This is a genomic window from Bartonella sp. HY038, from assembly GCF_014117425.1.
In the GTDB taxonomy this organism is placed as follows: Bacteria; Pseudomonadota; Alphaproteobacteria; order Rhizobiales; family Rhizobiaceae; genus HY038.
In genome coordinates this window covers 1-16,206 of record NZ_CP059726.1, presented here as the reverse complement: position 1 = coordinate 16,206, position 16,206 = coordinate 1, and the positions used below count along the sequence as shown (strand labels likewise).

The following is a 16,206-nucleotide window of genomic DNA, read 5'->3' as shown; positions in this document are numbered from 1 at the left end:
TTCACCAGTAACCAGAATTTTCATCAACTCAACCCTTTTTGGCTAGTTTCGCGCGTTGTAATAATGGCTCCCACCACCATTGATTTTTTAAAAACCACTCAACTGTCTTTTCAAGACCTGTTTCAAATGTTTCTTGTGCATGCCAATCCAACTCATTTTCAATTTTAGTCGGATCAATAGCATAGCGACGGTCATGCCCTGCCCGATCAGTTACGAAGCTAATTAATTGATGATAGGATTGTCCATTGCTTCGTGGCTTTTGCTTATCAAGAATATCGCAAATTGATTTTACCACTTGCAAATTGGTTCGCTCATTTTTACCACCGACATTATAGCTTTCGCCGACTTTGCCTTTTAACACAATGGTTTCAAGCGCCCGTGCATGGTCCTCAACATAAAGCCAATCGCGAATATTCTCGCCTTTTCCATAAATAGGTAGTGGCTTTTCAGCAAGAGCTGATAAAATAACCAAGGGAATAAGCTTTTCAGGAAAATGGAACGGACCATAATTATTGGAACAATTGGAAAGCACTACCGGCAGACCATAAGTATGATTCCAAGCCCTAACCAAATGATCGGACGCTGCTTTTGATGCAGAGTAAGGTGATGATGGGTGATAGGGCGTTTCTTCGGTGAAAATACCTTCATCAAATGGTAAATCACCAAAAACTTCATCGGTTGAAATATGATGAAAACGAAAGGCTTTTTGCTTATCCGCATCAAGATTTTGCCAATAAGCACGAACAGCTTCCAATAGATGGAATGTACCAACAATATTGGTATCAATAAATGCATCAGGACCAGAAATTGAGCGGTCAACATGGCTTTCAGCTGCAAGATGCATCACCGCCTCAATAGACTGGCCAACCAACAAAGCGCCAATGGCATTTCTATCAGCGATATCCAATTGATGAAATTGATAATTTTCAGAATTTTCGATCGATTTTAAAGATTGTAAATTACCTGCATAGGTTAATTTATCAATATTAAAAACCTGATGACCTTGCGCAATAAGATGCCGACAAAGAGCAGAACCAATAAAACCTGCACCACCCGTAACCAAAATTTTCAAAATAATAGTCCTTTAATCAAAAACATCAGCGCCTTTTAAAAAGGGCGCATTTAAATCCTTGTCGGATAATACAAAATTAGCAACATTTAAAGGCCAATTAATTGCAATATCAGGATCATCAAAACGGATAGAACGATCGCATTGAGGTGCATAAAAATCGGTGACTTTATACAAAAATTCGCAATTTTCCTCAAGAGTCAAAAAGCCATGGGCAAAACCGGGCGGAATATAAAACTGGGTCCAATTATCCGCTGATAATTCAACACCAGTCCATTGCTTAAAAGTCGGTGAGCTTTTACGAATATCAACCGCAACGTCAAAGACCAGCCCCTTAGTTACACGCACCAATTTACCTTGGGCATGGGGATGTAATTGATAATGAAGCCCGCGCAAAACTCCTTTTTCTTTAGAAAAAGAATGATTATCCTGAACAAACTCAGCATCTATCCCCGCCTGTGAAAACAAACGCTTATTATAGGTTTCTGAAAAAAAACCACGATTATCACCAAACTGCTTTGGGCGAATAATTAACACGCCTTCAAGCGGCGTTTTTTCAACATCAAGCATTTTTCAACTCATGAATACGGCGTTTTAAATAAGTAGCATAATCAGTTTTACCAAGATGATTAGCCCGCTCAATCACTTGCTCGGCGCTAATATAACCTGCTTCATAAGCGATTTCCTCAGGGCACATAACCTTGATCCCTTGCCGCTTTTCGATCGTCCTAACATAGGATGAAGCATCATGTAAACTATCGTGTGTCCCTGTATCAAGCCAAGCATAACCGCGTCCTAATTGCACGACTCTTAGTTGATTATTTTTAAGATAAATTTCGTTGATATCAGTAATTTCAAGCTCACCACGCGGCGAAGGCTTAAGATTTTTAGCAAATTCTACCACTTTATTATCATAAAAATAAAGTCCAGTTACTGCCCAATTAGATTCTGGTTCAACCGGCTTTTCAACAATTGATGTTGCAATACCTGTGGAACTGTCAAAACTAACCACACCATAACGCTCTGGATCATCGACATGATAGGCGAAAACTGTTGCCCCAGTTTGATGGCTACGGGCATTTTTAAGATGAGATACAAGATCATGACCAAAAAATATATTATCGCCAAGAATCAAAGCCACATCATCGCTACCAATAAATTCTTCACCAATAATAAAAGCTTCAGCAAGTCCATTTGGATGGGCCTGCTCGGCATAAGACAGTGAAATGCCATAAATGCTGCCATCGCCCAAAAGCCGTTGAAATAAAGGCAAATCATGCGGCGTTGAGATAATTAATATCTCTTTTATGCCAGCTAGCATCAAAACGCCAAGTGGATAATAAATCATCGGCTTATCATAAATTGGCATAAGTTGTTTAGATACGCCAATTGTAGCTGGGTATAACCGAGTACCACTGCCACCTGCGAGAATAATACCTTTCACTTTGCCCATCCTTTTTTATAATAAACCTTTTTAATTCAATAACAGTTTGATTATTTTTGTCATCAATTTTAAGGGAAACTTTCAATTAGACATTACACTCGGCTTTAATAATAAAGCTTTCTTTCATTAATAGTCAATAAATCCCTTTTTAAACCAATGATGCGTTTTATCGTTTAATATCACCAAACATCACACAAACTATCTTTTTTGAGATTTTCTCATTCATCACACCAAAAAGACGCTCTATAGCATGCAGATTAGTCCCATCAAGGGGAAGCGGTTCACTCATATAGTCAATCCAATCAAATTCCAGATCAAAAAATGGCTGCATTAAATCACTTCGCGCCCAAAACATCGTGCCAACAGGAAAATTAATATAATTGGGTAATTTGTTAATACCAAGGCGCGGAGCTAGTCTTTTGGCTTCAGGACGATTTTTTGCCCAACTAATGCCGTTGCGATCATCTGGAAAAACAAGATTTATATTCTTGTCATTATACAGCGTCTGAATAATTGTATCCGCGGCATTGATTTTTTTTCCATCACCCAAGAGATTGGTTGTCAGATATTTTCCCCATAATTCGGCATATGAGCGATCATCAATATGCACACTATGTTTTGTATGCAAATGGCCTATAATATCGTAACCATGACGCAATTGTTCCCGGAACAAAGTTAGCAAAGGCCCAATATCCCGCCCACGATTTGGCGCAATCAAAATCGAGACCTTAGCAGGGTAGTTTTCTAACAAATTTTCAGCAAACGTTTTAGCCGCTTCATCCTTGACACTGATGAATAAATCTGGCCGCACTTCATTAACCAATAATGCATTGATCATAACGTCCAATTTTTCAACATAATAGGCATGAATCTGCAAAGCAATTTTTTGATTAAGCGCGGCTTTTTCAATTTTAATAGGCTTTGTTAGCATCTCCCACTGCCAAGGACCATTAGGCTTGCCAGCCTCAAGATAGTGCAAAAACGGGTCTTTGCGCATTGGGCCAAGATCATGATATTCTGCATAAATTCCGGGTTGAAAACCTGCACAAGGCCGGCGTGGATACACACCGCTTTTCCAACTGCGGATATATTGTTTTATAGTTGCACGTGTAAAAAGCTTAGAACTATCCCCCGACCAAAATTCAAAATCAAATTCCTTTTTAGCAAAAAGCTCTGATGCATCTTTGTCTTCTTGTCTAATTTGTTCAGCAGCAGCGTTGCCAATTGCCGCTAATTCTTCAACAAACTGCGCAACGCCGCCGATATTGCGACTTACTTCAATAAATTGATCTCTACTGGCTTTAGGTGTTGAATATAAGTGATCATGTAAATTTTTGATAAATTGCTTAGGATCATTTTGATCTAGTAAATAATTATCATCAAGTTCATTTTGCCGATAAAGAGTCAATAGTGGTAAGGTTGTGTTGAGAGCAAAAACCGCTTTTCCAGTTTGTAAAGCAGATTTCACCTGAGACATTTTATTTGCAAAACGAGATGTATCGAAAAAAATCTCAGCCTTTTGATAATAACTAGACATTGCACTATTTTTAGATATGACGCGGCAGGAATTATCAGCCTTTTGTATTTGCAACCAATTCTGATTTTGTTCAAAACGGCTAAAATTGTTAACGCTATTTGAAGATCGTAACCAAACAAATTCGGTATCATCATCAGCATATTGCTCTTTATAAAGACTTGCAGTCTTTGCAAAAAGATCGAAACCATCAGCAAATGACACATCACCATAACCAATGACAAGTTTAGAGTCCGACTTGTTTGGAGAGAAAACCACATTTTGGGATGCAGATGACAATATGCTCACTTGGTCAGGATAGCCGTACATATAATCATATAGCACTTTTTCAGCATAGCTTTCACTCGTGTACACCACACGCGTGGCGCTGCGTAATCCACGGGACAAATCGCATTTACCAAAGGCAAGATTTTCGCCAACAATCAAAATATTAGCAATATTTGCTTTTTCAAGGTGCTTGTAAAAAAAACCACCTTCATAAATATTAGAAACCACAAATTTCAAATTGGGCGTTGAGCATAACTGTTTTATAAAACTGGAAGTGTGTTCCCCACCACGGTCAAAAATCTTATTAAGAATAAACCAATTGCAATAAGGAAGATATATTTCGTATAAGTGATTGGAATTAGATACGACAACAATATTATGATTTTCTGACAGCTTCTTTATCGCTTCGAAAAAAAATAGACTGTCATGTTCATCATCACAGCAAAATACAATCGTTTCAAGATTGTCATTCAAACAGTTTTTTTTAACGAAATGCGACTTTTTATATAGTCGTCCTTCATGGCGACCAATACTGCGATAATGCCGACGCGGAGATTTACCTGATATCGAAACATCTTCATATAAATATTGATAAACTGAAGAATTAAAATCCCACGGCAAACGCCGCCGCTTAACGGTAAATATATTTAATAAAACATCTTTAACTGACAAAACCATTATCTTACACTTAACTACTGCAACAGCCTTCAACCACTATTATATCAATATATAGAATGAGTTTCCAAATTAGACACCATAACATTCAAAAGATATTCTGTCTCATTTTGATTTAAATATCAAAATCTATTCACTTTTTATAGGTCTAACTTATAAATATCAAATCCCTAAAATACGCCATCATAAAAAAATGACACTATATTTTTTTCACCAAACGCATCATTTGCACTAATATAATTAGATTTACAATAGCAGATGCATTGATATTTTAAATATATTCTAAATTAAACTATATTTTGATTGATTACAAAATTTTGCATAATTCCTTAAATGAGGCATAAAATACAAAGCATATTCATAATGATGAAATTAATGAATTGGTTCTATATTGCAAACAGTACCGCCTACGTATTTCTAATTAAAATATTACATTACACAGACCGATAAAAACATATGATTAAATTATCGCGAACGCCTACAAAAAAAGTTTATATGGCAAGATAGACCTTTCCTGAAACCATTATTAAAGCTTAAAATCATTAATGATAGATAACACGTAAGGGATTAAAGTCGTTATTTATAAAAACTATTTTCAATATATAGACCATATATTCAAAACCATAGGGGCTGTCCGAGGTTGTAGTTAAGAATTAATAATTAATATTTTGTTATATTTTAATTTTTACAGTTTATGGAGAAGGAAATGGTTAACGACCTTACTGATGAACATTAAGAGCGTTTAGCACCGCTTATTCCTTATGAAACAGTCAAAGGACGATATTCTTTGCGGATTGAAAAGGGTATCTTATTTGAACTCTTAGAGAAAATTGCTGTAGAGCCGGATATGGCATGAATGATGCTTGATGCAATAATTGTCCGTGCTCATGCACAGGCTGCAAGAGCGCATAAAAAAGGGGGTGGTCGCTCCAAGTGCGGTTTTACCAGTAAAATACGTGTTGTTTATGATGCTTTGAGACACCATTACGTATAATTGTGGCTTAAAACTATTTTAACTTGCGAAATTGCAATGACATCACGCGTCTTAAGGAGCTTGTTAAAGGTTTTAAAATAAACTTTCTGCTTGCGGATAAGGGGTAAGATGGCCTCCTATTCTTGACATGGTTAATGCTGCACAAGCAATACCGATAGTCGCACAGCGCGTGAGCATTAAATATCGCCGCCCTTTCGATAGGCACATCTATATAGCACGTCATTTTATTGAATTTTTTTTAAAAACTTAAACAATTCAAACGCTTTGCAACCCGATATGATAAACACTTACAAAATTGCTTTGGTTTCATACAAATTGCCGCGATCTGCATTCAAATCAACCTGTTAATTCTTAACTAAAACATAGGTTCTAAATCCACTTTAATTGCCAAGTCGCAAGACAAAACGTGCGCCGCCAAGTGGGCTGGTAACCACAAATGCAGAACCATGGTGAAGTTCAGCAATGACCCGCACAAAGGAAAGCCCTACGCCATAGCCGTTTTTAATGTCGGCCTTATGCACATCCATGCGATAAAAAGGCGAAAAGACTTCCTCACGAAAAGCGTCCGGCACGCCCTCGCCATCATCGTCAAGTTCAAAAATTACCGCATCACCATCTTTGATAACATGCAGAACGGCTTTTGATTTGGCATATTTAAAACAGTTTAAAATAATATTGCGCAGCGCAATAGTTCCAAGTTCTAAATCAAACTCGCCAACAATATCTGGCACGTTTAAAACCAGTTCAAAATTTTCTGGCTTTAACGGCTTAAGTTTAGCCACCAAATCTTCAACCCAATCCTTTACCATGACGGGAATTGGATTGGTTGGTGCTGATTTATTGTTAAGGCGGAAATAATCAAGCGATACTTTAATCAGCCCCTCAAGCTCGCTAATATCATGCTCAATACCCTCGTAAAGCTTTTCTTTTTCATCTTCTTCGGCATCGTCAAGCATGGAAAGGGCAAAACGTAAGCGAGCAAGTGGCGTTCTAAACTCATGGGCCATGGTATGACGCATCACATCACTATGATTGACCAGTAATTCAATACGGGTGGCCATATCATTAATCACATGTCCAATCATTTTAAGCGGTTCAGTATGAATGCGCGGCACTCTTGCAGAAAGCTCCCCCTTGCCAAGGTCAAAAGCTGTACGCCTGATCATCATTGCTTCACGCCATGTACGGGCATAAGCAATATAAAGAATGGCAAAGGTAATCAATGCACTGACCATTGCCCAAAGCCCAAGCAAGGTTAAAAATGCACTGGCATTAGCTTCCAAAACATCTGAAACAATGAGCGGCCCCATTTCCAAGTAACCGCCATTATCAAGACTGGCATAAAGATAGCCATCCTCAAAAGCACTTCCCCCCGTTTCAAGCTGTTCACGCACATCTTGCGAATAAATAGTGCCGGGCGGTGAATAGGCAAGACGGAAGGCAAATTGCGGCTGCAATTCATTTAAAACGACTGCGGGAGACACATTTTTTTTTTCATTAATTTCTTCTTTAATGAGAAAAATAGTGCCTTGATGCGTGCTACGCTCGACATATTCATCTTCAAGAATACCAGTAATTGAAGAGGGCAAGGCGTCAAATAATTGCAGCGTCAAATAAGCAATAGCACTTTGCGCTAGCAAAAGGCATAATAATACGGCAATAGCACGCAATAAATTATAAAATCTATGGCGGAGTTTTTCCCGCTCTACCTTTTCGCTCGCCCGCGTTTTCATCTTTCTTGCGCCTGCAAAAATAAATAGCCTTTTGCACGCACAGTTTTGATAAATTGTGGATCATCAGGATCATCTTTAAGGCGTTTGCGTAAGCGCGATACCCTTGCATCAATGGAGCGATCAAGCCCGTCAAATTCAATCCCGCGCAAAGCATTTAAAATATCATCGCGTGATAGGATCTGTCCAGCTTGGCTGGCAAGCAACCATAAAAGATCAAATTCTGCCGTGGTAAATTCGAGTTTTTCATCACCAAGGGTAACAAGGCGGTTTTCATCATCAATAGCTAATTGGCCAAAATGTAACACACTAATTTTTGGCACATCTTTAACAAAGCCATTGGCTTGTTCAACCCGTTGGGGTTCGCCTTCCTTGCGGCGCAAAAGCGCCCTTATATGGGCAAGCAAGCGGCGTGGCTCCACGGGTTTTGACAAATAATCATCAGCGCCAAGTTCTAAGCCGACAATTTCATCAATATCGTCTTCACTGGCGGTCATGATGAGAATAAGCCCATCATAAAAGCTGCGCGCATCGCGGCAAATATCAAGACCCGATTTACCTGGCAACATCACATCTAAAATAACAAGATCAGGCTTATGAGTAGCTATAGCATTTTCCGCCGTGTCACCACGGGAATGAATATTTACATCATAGCCTTGTTTGCTTAAATAGGCCATCACAAGGTCAGCAAGGCGTTGATCGTCTTCAATTATTAAAATGTTTTTATTCATCTTGCCATATTTGGTTACAGAGTTTGGTTACATAAAAGCTACAAAGATCTTATATCAGTTTATATGTAGATAGCATAAGTTATGGCAAGTGTTTAAGTTTAAAACTTTGACTTTTTTAAGCCGCAGGAAAAACCATAACAAATGTATAAGCAAAATAAAAATTTTTCCCCCTTAGCTGTCAATAGCTTTTCGATGACAAATATCGACACTATGAAGCTAAATGGTCGTACAACTATATTAATCGATTTTGACGGCACAATTTGTTATCAAGATGTCACCGATTTATTGTTGAATAAATTTGCTTTGCCTGGTTTTGAAGAATTAGAAAATTTGTGGCTTTCTGGCGCGATTGGTGCGCGAGAATGTATGGAAAAGCAAGTTGCGCTTATCCGCGCTACGCCGCAACAACTTGATGGCGCGCTAAATGAAGCGCAAATTGATGTGGCTTTTAAACCATTTCTTGACATGGTTAAACGACAAGGTGCTGCGGCTCAAATCGTTAGCGATGGGCTTGATTACAGCATCAACTATATTTTAGCGCATAGTGGCATTAAAGATTTGCCAGTTTATTCCAATCATCTTGTGCATTTAGGGGGCGAAAAATGGAAATTGGAATTTCCATTTAAGGCCAATAATTGTCCATCAGGTCATTGCAAATGTCGCCGTTATGACCCATTGCCACTTAGCCCTTTTGGTAGAACTATTTATATTGGTGATGGCACGTCAGATTTTTGCCCATCGCAAAAGGCGGATTTTGTACTTGCTAAGGGTAAACTTGCCGATTATTGCGAAAAACACGCCATTGCCCATATGCGAGTGAAGGATTTTTCGCAAATTATGGCGCTCTGGCCAGATTTGATGGTTGAATTGTCCAACACTCATTCAAATGATAGGGGCGCCCATAGCTTCACCGCACAAAAGGCAGCGCGGATAGCATCATGATTAGCGATGTTAGTTTTTACATGCCGGGTGGGCGCGCCGGTGTTATGCTTATCCATGGCTTAACCGGCACCCCTACCGAGATGCATATTCTTGCCAAGGGCTTGAATAAGGCTGGCTTTAGCGTTTTTGGCATGCAACTTGCTGGCCATTGTGGTGATGAGGCGGATATTGTCAAAACCAATTGGCAAGACTGGTACCAAAGCGTTAATGATGCGGCAGATGCATTTTTGAAGCATGTTGACACATTATTTGTTGGCGGTCTTTCGATGGGCGCATTACTGGCACTTAAACTTGCAGCAGAACGGCCCAAAGATATTGCTGGTGTTGGTGTTTATGGCGCAACGCTTATTTATGATGGTTGGAGTATTCCCTATCTCATACGCCGCACACAATTTCTTATTCTTTGGCTTTATAAAATGGGGTTATTTCATAACCGCGTTTTTATCGAGCGCCCCCCTTATGGCCTTAAAGATGAGCGTATTCGCAAAACCGTTGCCGACAGCATGTTTTCTGGTGATAGCACCAAGGGCGGTCTTGCAGGAAATCCATTTCCATCTTTGGCAGAAATGATGATGTTGGTCAAAAATATGCGCCCGCAAATAGATGAAGTTCGCGCACCCTGCCTTGTTATGCATTCGGCTAATGATGACATTGCCAATATTAAAACCAATGGTGGCTATATTGCCGAGCACGTGGCTGGACCGGTTGAGTTTATTCCGCTTGATAATAGCTACCATCTAATCACTATTGATCGCGACCGAAAAAATGTGATTAATAAAAGCGTCGAGTTTTTTTCAAAGCTGTGTAGCGACACTCAATTGGACATAAATGATTTGCCTGAAATTATTCCCGCGCCTTTTTCTCCTGTTTTTGAAAACATGAACTTACAAGCTGCAAACCGATTAACAGCAAATCAACCGACAGTAAATCAGGGCAAGAACACATGAATTGGCTCGTTTTAACCCTATGGCTTGCTAATGTTATTTTTGACACTGTTGGCCAACTTGCATTTAAAGCCGCGGCAACAATCCCTGATGATGAGGAAACGGAACCGGGCTTAAAAGCCTATTGGCGTGCCTTGGTGCGTAAACCGATTTTATGGGTTGGTATTTTTGCCTATGTGGGCGAATTTTTCCTATGGCTCGCATTTTTAACCCTTGTGCCCCTATCAGAAGGCATATTGCTCGGCTCGGTTAATATTATAGTTATCATGGTCTTGGGCCGTATCTTCTTTCATGAAAAACTCACCCCGATGCGGATAATCGGCATTAGTTTAGTTGCACTTGGTGTTGCAGTTGTGGGAGCATTTTAAATGCGGCGTTTTTATATTTTAGGGTTTTTCTTTTTGATGATGTTCGATACCGTCGGGCAAATTAGCTTTAAGCAAACTGCAATGATTGCTGAGCCGTTGGAGTTAAGCCTTGACTGGTTTTGGCGGATTATTTCCCATCCTTGGGTCTATTTAGCCATATCGGGCTATATTGGTGCGTTTTTCACTTGGATGACCTTGCTGCGGCGCGCGCCCGTTGGCCCAGCCTTTGCTGCCAGTCATTTGGAAGTGGTAACGGTGATGATTGCTTCCGTCATTATTTTTGGTGAAAATGTACCCCTTAGCCACATTATCGGTGCAATTTTGATTGTTGGTGGTATTATCTGCCTTGCCTTTGCCGAACGCGATGAATTAGAAAAGCAAAAAACCTCGCCAATATAGTCGAAACAAGCTTAATCGAGGAGTATAATTTTGCCGTTACTTTTTACCTCGAAAAAACAGCACCTAAAAATTTTGACAAGTGATACAATTTATGGCGAGTTGCCGCCCACGGCAGGTCTACCGCTTGTTTCAACAGATTTTTTTGGTAAAGGCGGCGATATAGCTGAAATCATTGCGAAGCAATTTAATTTACCACCCTTGTTGCTCGAGTGTTCTGGTACAGCATCTTTAATTATTGCGCTTGAAACTTTAAAGCGCTTAAATAATAAGGATGATCTTACCAACACCCGCAATGAAGTGATTATTCCCGCCTTTAATTGCCCTTTAGTGCCGCTTGCCATTCATCATTGCGGCTTAAAGCCAATTATTTGCGATACTGCGCAAAATAGCTTCGATTTTTGCTTTGAACAATTGCAACAATTGGCAAGTTGCAAAACCCTAGCGATATTGCCCACCCATATTGGTGGCCGCCTTGCTAATGTAGAAGCAAGCCTAAATATCGCGCATAACATTGGTGCCTATATTATTGAAGATGGCGCGCAGGCGCTTGGAGCAGAAATTGGGCAAAGCGGCGATATAGCATTTTTTAGCCTTGCAGTTGGCAAAGGTTTAACTCTTTTTGAAGGTGGTTTACTAACCGCAAAAGACCCCGATTTATTTCACCAACTGCAAATAACCCATAAAAACCTTGTAAAGCCAAATTTTTTCGCTGATAAAATAAAACTTGCGCAATTAATTGGATATTATTGCTGCTATAATCCACCTTTGTTAGAGCTTTTTTATGGGCTTGGTCGGCGCAAAGCGCTAAAAAAACACGATTACATTAATGCGGTTGGCGATTATTTTGCTCAAGAAATACCAATTTTTGAGGTTGGCAAAAAGCGCCGCGAAATTGGGGCAAAAGCTGCATTAAGATTGCCGGAGTTTTTACAAAAAGCCAAGATGCAAGCCTTAAAACGCATCGAAGTGTTGGAAAATAACCCCATTTTACGCGAATTTGGCGTAAAAATCGTTAAAGGTGAGGATGCAGCAAAGGGCACTTGGCCTTTTATCATGGTATTAATGCCAAGCGATGCTAGCTGCCAAAAAGCTATGGAGCGGCTTTGGCCGTCCAATTTGGGGGTAACACGACTTTTTGTGTCATCAATTCCCAATTATGATTATCTGCAACCAATATTGGGGAAAGATAATAGCTCAAATACAGCAACCAATGCCGATGATTTTGCAAAAAGAATGATAACTATTACTAATAATTATCGATTAAATGATGATAGTTTTATGCAAATTGTTCAAGTACTTGAAAGTGCCTTGATCAGCTGATCATTGGCTTTTTAGCAACTGCTTTGGCAGTTTATTCTAGGCTCATTCCTGCTAAAACGTAATGGAAAAGTTCATGCTTTTCCTATACCAAATGCCCGTACTGAAACGCTTTTACCGATTATTAGGCAATCAATTAAGCCAGATTCCATTGTTTATCGAGATAAGCTTTTCTGCCTATGATGTTCTTGATGTGACTGAGTTTTACCATGAGCGGAAAAACCATTCAAAAACCTTTGTGGATGATCGCAATCATATCAATGGGATTGAAAATTTCTCTAGCCAAGCCAAGCGGCATATGCGTCGCTTTAATGGCATTCCTCGAGAGCATTTTTATCTATTTTTAAAAGAATGTGAATGGCGTTTTAACAACAGTGACCCAAAATTTCAATTTTTCATTTTAAAACAATTAGTAAGAGCTAGTTTTTAGCAATTATCTATGCCAGCCCCTAATTTTTTTACATAATTTTATTTTTGTACTTTGGCAGATTTGAGAAATAGTCAAAAAACCAATATTCTCTTAAGTGTCCACTTTCAAATTCGCTTTGGCATTTTTTATCCATATAAAAATTGACACCATTGCCTAAAAAATCACCAAGAGCTGTAAAGCGATCTGGATCGAATATGCCATGTAACCAAGTTGGAATTTGATCTATTGTTACGCCTTGCTTTATGCATACGACAAATTGGTCCTCCAATCTCAAAGTGGGATCGATAGAAATTGTGCCAAAGACAAATTCCTCATCGAAAAATATACCATCTATATCATCGACAAAATCGAAGAAAGGTCCAAATTTAACGCTCGGACTTTCGATAGTATAATCAAAATCTTTATTGTCTGATTGATTTTGGTCCAGTGTACGAAAATCAAAAAGATAACGATCACCAACAGGCGCACCAAACTGGAAATCAAATTGGCCGTTACAGTCTGCTAGGTTTTTTAGCAATGTGTTTTTTGACATATTTTCGAAATAGCCGCTAAATTCAAAATCCACGCTTTTTGGGCTAGACCAACCTTTATGCCGCAATGTTGCTTTTTGATGGAAAGAGCCACGTAGAAAAACCTGCTGATATTTAGTAAAAATTCTTAATATATAGCGGTAAATATCGCTACGAGATGGACTCTTTGTCTTAAACCTAAAAGAAAAATTCGTTGACATTATCGCCTCTTAATCGGTTTGGGTCTTTGAAATAAGATAGCTTACCTATAATTAAAGCGTTTTTTAAAAAAATGTGAAGCGGTTTTCGGACAAAAAACGCGGTGTAAACAATGGATTAGAGCGCCGATCTGATCCAATCAGATCGAAATGCGCTCTAACAACACTAATATTTATCTATCTACTTTGTGGTTTCAACTCTTTTGGGTATTTAAATAATCTTCATAAAACTTTGCTAAATTATTGCCGATCCATTCGCCAAAGGCTTTGCTATCCGCGTGATTAAATTCCAAACTAAGAGCTTTTGGCTTTGGCTTAATCGCAACATCAATTTTTTTGTCATCCGACTGCCAAGCTTTAACTGCACTTTTCACATTGTCGCTCGTTTGGCCTTTTGCCTTTGTTTTTGCATTGGTTTTAGCGGCAGATTTCTTTTGATATTTTACCAAATATTGATGCAAATCATCAAATCGCTGCTCATAGCCAAGGGCAATAAAGTCATCATTTTTAACATATTCAAGGGCACGGTCTAAAAATGCGGGATTTAAAATGATTTGGCGTAAGCTTAACCACTTATCACGACCGATATTTTTTGCCGCACCAAGTGCAGCTAGCAAAGCTTGCGGCATAATTTCCATAACGCTTAGCATTTTGGATAGCATGGCATCATCAAGGCTTAAGGCTGATTTAATCACTTGCCGTGATAGGCCACGCGCCGCAAGATTTTGCGCGAAAAATGCGCGTTCAATGAAGGATAAATTAGCCCGTGCCGAATTTTCTTGCCCCTGTGCCACGGCAGATGCCACATCATCAAGGCTTTTTACCACGGCCTTAACTTGCAGCCCTAATTCCTTTGCCACTTGCGCCCGCCTATGGCCAAACACCACCATATAACGCCCTGCTTGTTCTTCATGGGGGCGAACCAAAATTGGTGATAATTGCCCCTGCTCTTTGATCGCTTCCAGCAATTCGCGGTAAGCTTCGTCATTTTGTGACAAGCGATCAGACACAAAAGACGCATCTAACAAATTGGGATCAAGCGTGATGATTGTTTCACCATCCATGAGCTTCTTGGTATTTTCTGCCATTTCCTCAATTGAGCGCACAACCGCTTTTGCAGCACCGGTCATAGCATAGCCAGTTTTGCTTGCCTTTGGCCGATTGGCTTCTACTTCTTCTTTATTTAAAGATGACATATCAAGATTGGCAAAGGGATTTTTACGCGACATGATGATGATCCTTTAATCGGTTGCAAGAGCTGCTCAAAAGGCGCAACTTATTTATTTTATTTATCGATTTTACAATAAAAACGGCTGACAAAAAATTCACACCCTGCCCCAATGCTGGTGGATAATGTCAACAATTTCACTATTGGCAGAGTTTAAACTTTCCATTGCCCGATCATAGGTAGCACGCACAAATTCGCCGCGCTCTACTTCATAAAGCGTTTGTTTTTTAATGCTAGCATCAGCAATAGCTGTAGATTTTAAAACCGGATTTTTAAGCATATTTGCGGCAAACATGCTTTGCATAAAGCCAACCATCTGCGCTTGTGGAATATCGGTTGGCTCAAACCGAGTGACGAGATAACGAAACCAGTTTACCTTAATTTGCGCACCGGCATCGGCGACCGATGTCATAATGCCGCCAAGCATCATTAAAAATTGCGACATCGACATGATATCTAGCATTTGCGGATGAATGGTAATTAAGATCCCCGTCGATGCCATAAGCGCAGTAATGGTTAAATAACCAAGTTGCGGCGGACAATCAATCACCACCACGTCATATTGGTCATCAACTGATTTTAGCGCATTGGCGATGCGAATATGGAAAAGCCGCCCCTCTTCCCCCTTTTTACCCGAAATCGCAAGTGGCACATCATATTCATATTCTTGCAGCATCAAATTAGCCGGTACAATGTCAAGACCGGGAATATTGGTGCTTTGGATAATGTTGGAAAATGGCACGCGTTCATCATCAAAACGCAATGCTTCATAAAAGGATTGCGTGTCATCCATTTCTGGTTGAATACCAAAAAGCGAGGTTAAAGATGCCTGCGGATCAAGATCAACCGCCAAAACACGGTGGCCAGTTAAAGCCAAATATTGCGCTAAATGGGCAGCTGTGGTGGTTTTGCCGCTACCACCTTTAAAATTTACCACCGACACGACTTGCATAGCCTCGCCCTCGCGGCGGCGCGGCACATAATAGCGTTTGTCAGATTTTTTATTGTCTTCCAAATAGTCACGCAAAGCCAGCATATCATTAGCGCTGTAATAGCGCCGGCCGCTAATTGTTTCGACCTGCGGGCCCTTACCCTCAATATTTAATTGCCGCAAATGACTTTGGGTAACCCCAATTAACTGCGCTACTTCAGCGGTTTGAAATTTGCGTAAGCCTTTTTTCGCATCAGGCGGATATTGCTGCATGCGCAACATATTTAAAGCACTGGAGATTTTTTCGCCCTGCTCGGCAATAAGATAATCGAAACGATTTGCTTTATCAGTAGTCATTTTGGCAAATAAATCCCTTTTGGTGATATTTTCGCAAAAACTGCAAAAATAAGAATATTTACGAAAATATAGACGATAATTTATTAATAAAGCAATAACAATTTCGATGATTTGGTAAA

14 protein-coding genes and 1 pseudogene are annotated in these 16,206 nt (G+C 39.6%); 6 read left to right on the top strand and 9 right to left on the bottom strand.

Features of this window, described 5'->3' with window-relative positions:
* Positions 1-28: 28 nt before the first annotated feature.
* From rfbB to H3299_RS14540, 6 genes are all read right to left on the bottom strand, one after another.
* Positions 29-1,072, bottom strand: coding sequence for a dTDP-glucose 4,6-dehydratase (gene rfbB, locus H3299_RS14565; RefSeq protein WP_182419892.1), 1,044 nt, complete (start codon positions 1,070-1,072; stop codon positions 29-31).
* Positions 1,073-1,084: 12 nt separating this feature from the next.
* Complete coding sequence (gene rfbC, locus H3299_RS14560; protein ID WP_182419891.1) at positions 1,085-1,639, bottom strand: dTDP-4-dehydrorhamnose 3,5-epimerase; 555 nt, start codon at positions 1,637-1,639, stop codon at positions 1,085-1,087.
* Positions 1,632-2,513, bottom strand: coding sequence for a glucose-1-phosphate thymidylyltransferase RfbA (rfbA, locus tag H3299_RS14555; protein ID WP_182419890.1), 882 nt, complete (start codon positions 2,511-2,513; stop codon positions 1,632-1,634). Before rfbA ends, rfbC begins: the two co-directional genes overlap by 8 nt.
* Positions 2,514-2,679: 166 nt before the next feature.
* The gene (locus H3299_RS14550; RefSeq protein WP_182419889.1) at positions 2,680-4,992 is read right to left on the bottom strand and encodes a rhamnan synthesis F family protein; all 2,313 of its coding nucleotides are present in this window, start codon (positions 4,990-4,992) and stop codon (positions 2,680-2,682) included.
* Between the two features lie 1,371 nt (positions 4,993-6,363).
* Entirely contained in the window at positions 6,364-7,716 is a 1,353-nt protein-coding gene (locus tag H3299_RS14545; RefSeq protein WP_182419888.1) for an ATP-binding protein, read from the bottom strand.
* Positions 7,713-8,444, bottom strand: a complete 732-nt coding sequence (locus tag H3299_RS14540; RefSeq protein ID WP_182419887.1) for a response regulator — start codon at positions 8,442-8,444, stop codon at positions 7,713-7,715. Before H3299_RS14540 ends, H3299_RS14545 begins: the two co-directional genes overlap by 4 nt.
* 141 nt (positions 8,445-8,585) lie before the next feature.
* Here H3299_RS14540 and H3299_RS14535 point away from each other — a divergent pair, with 141 nt between their 5' ends.
* The 6 genes and pseudogenes from H3299_RS14535 to H3299_RS14510 form a co-directional block, all read left to right on the top strand.
* On the top strand, positions 8,586-9,386 hold the full coding sequence (locus H3299_RS14535; RefSeq protein WP_246708261.1) for an MtnX-like HAD-IB family phosphatase: 801 nt from the start codon (positions 8,586-8,588) through the stop codon (positions 9,384-9,386).
* Positions 9,383-10,333, top strand: coding sequence for a carboxylesterase (locus tag H3299_RS14530; protein WP_182419886.1), 951 nt, complete (start codon positions 9,383-9,385; stop codon positions 10,331-10,333). The genes H3299_RS14535 and H3299_RS14530 overlap by 4 nt, the downstream gene beginning before the upstream one ends.
* Entirely contained in the window at positions 10,330-10,698 is a 369-nt protein-coding gene (locus H3299_RS14525; RefSeq protein ID WP_182419885.1) for an EamA family transporter, read from the top strand. Before H3299_RS14530 ends, H3299_RS14525 begins: the two co-directional genes overlap by 4 nt.
* The gene (locus H3299_RS14520; RefSeq protein ID WP_182419884.1) at positions 10,699-11,097 is read left to right on the top strand and encodes a multidrug efflux SMR transporter; all 399 of its coding nucleotides are present in this window, start codon (positions 10,699-10,701) and stop codon (positions 11,095-11,097) included.
* Between the two features lie 30 nt (positions 11,098-11,127).
* Positions 11,128-12,417 (top strand): DegT/DnrJ/EryC1/StrS family aminotransferase, encoded by a 1,290-nt coding sequence (locus H3299_RS14515; protein ID WP_246708259.1) that lies wholly within the window; start codon positions 11,128-11,130, stop codon positions 12,415-12,417.
* A gap of 48 nt (positions 12,418-12,465) precedes the next feature.
* Positions 12,466-12,844: pseudogene (locus tag H3299_RS14510) on the top strand (IS1595 family transposase); the annotation flags it as partial.
* A gap of 28 nt (positions 12,845-12,872) precedes the next feature.
* On the opposite strand, the gene H3299_RS14505 reads toward H3299_RS14510, so the two are convergent.
* The 3 genes from H3299_RS14505 to repA form a co-directional block, all read right to left on the bottom strand.
* A complete protein-coding gene (locus H3299_RS14505) occupies positions 12,873-13,574 on the bottom strand; it encodes a hypothetical protein (RefSeq protein ID WP_182419883.1) in 702 nt (233 codons plus the stop codon).
* A gap of 191 nt (positions 13,575-13,765) precedes the next feature.
* The gene (gene repB / locus H3299_RS14500) at positions 13,766-14,800 is read right to left on the bottom strand and encodes a plasmid partitioning protein RepB (protein ID WP_182419882.1); all 1,035 of its coding nucleotides are present in this window, start codon (positions 14,798-14,800) and stop codon (positions 13,766-13,768) included.
* Between the two features lie 96 nt (positions 14,801-14,896).
* Complete coding sequence (gene repA / locus H3299_RS14495; protein WP_182419881.1) at positions 14,897-16,087, bottom strand: plasmid partitioning protein RepA; 1,191 nt, start codon at positions 16,085-16,087, stop codon at positions 14,897-14,899.
* Between the last annotated feature and the right edge of the window lie 119 nt (positions 16,088-16,206).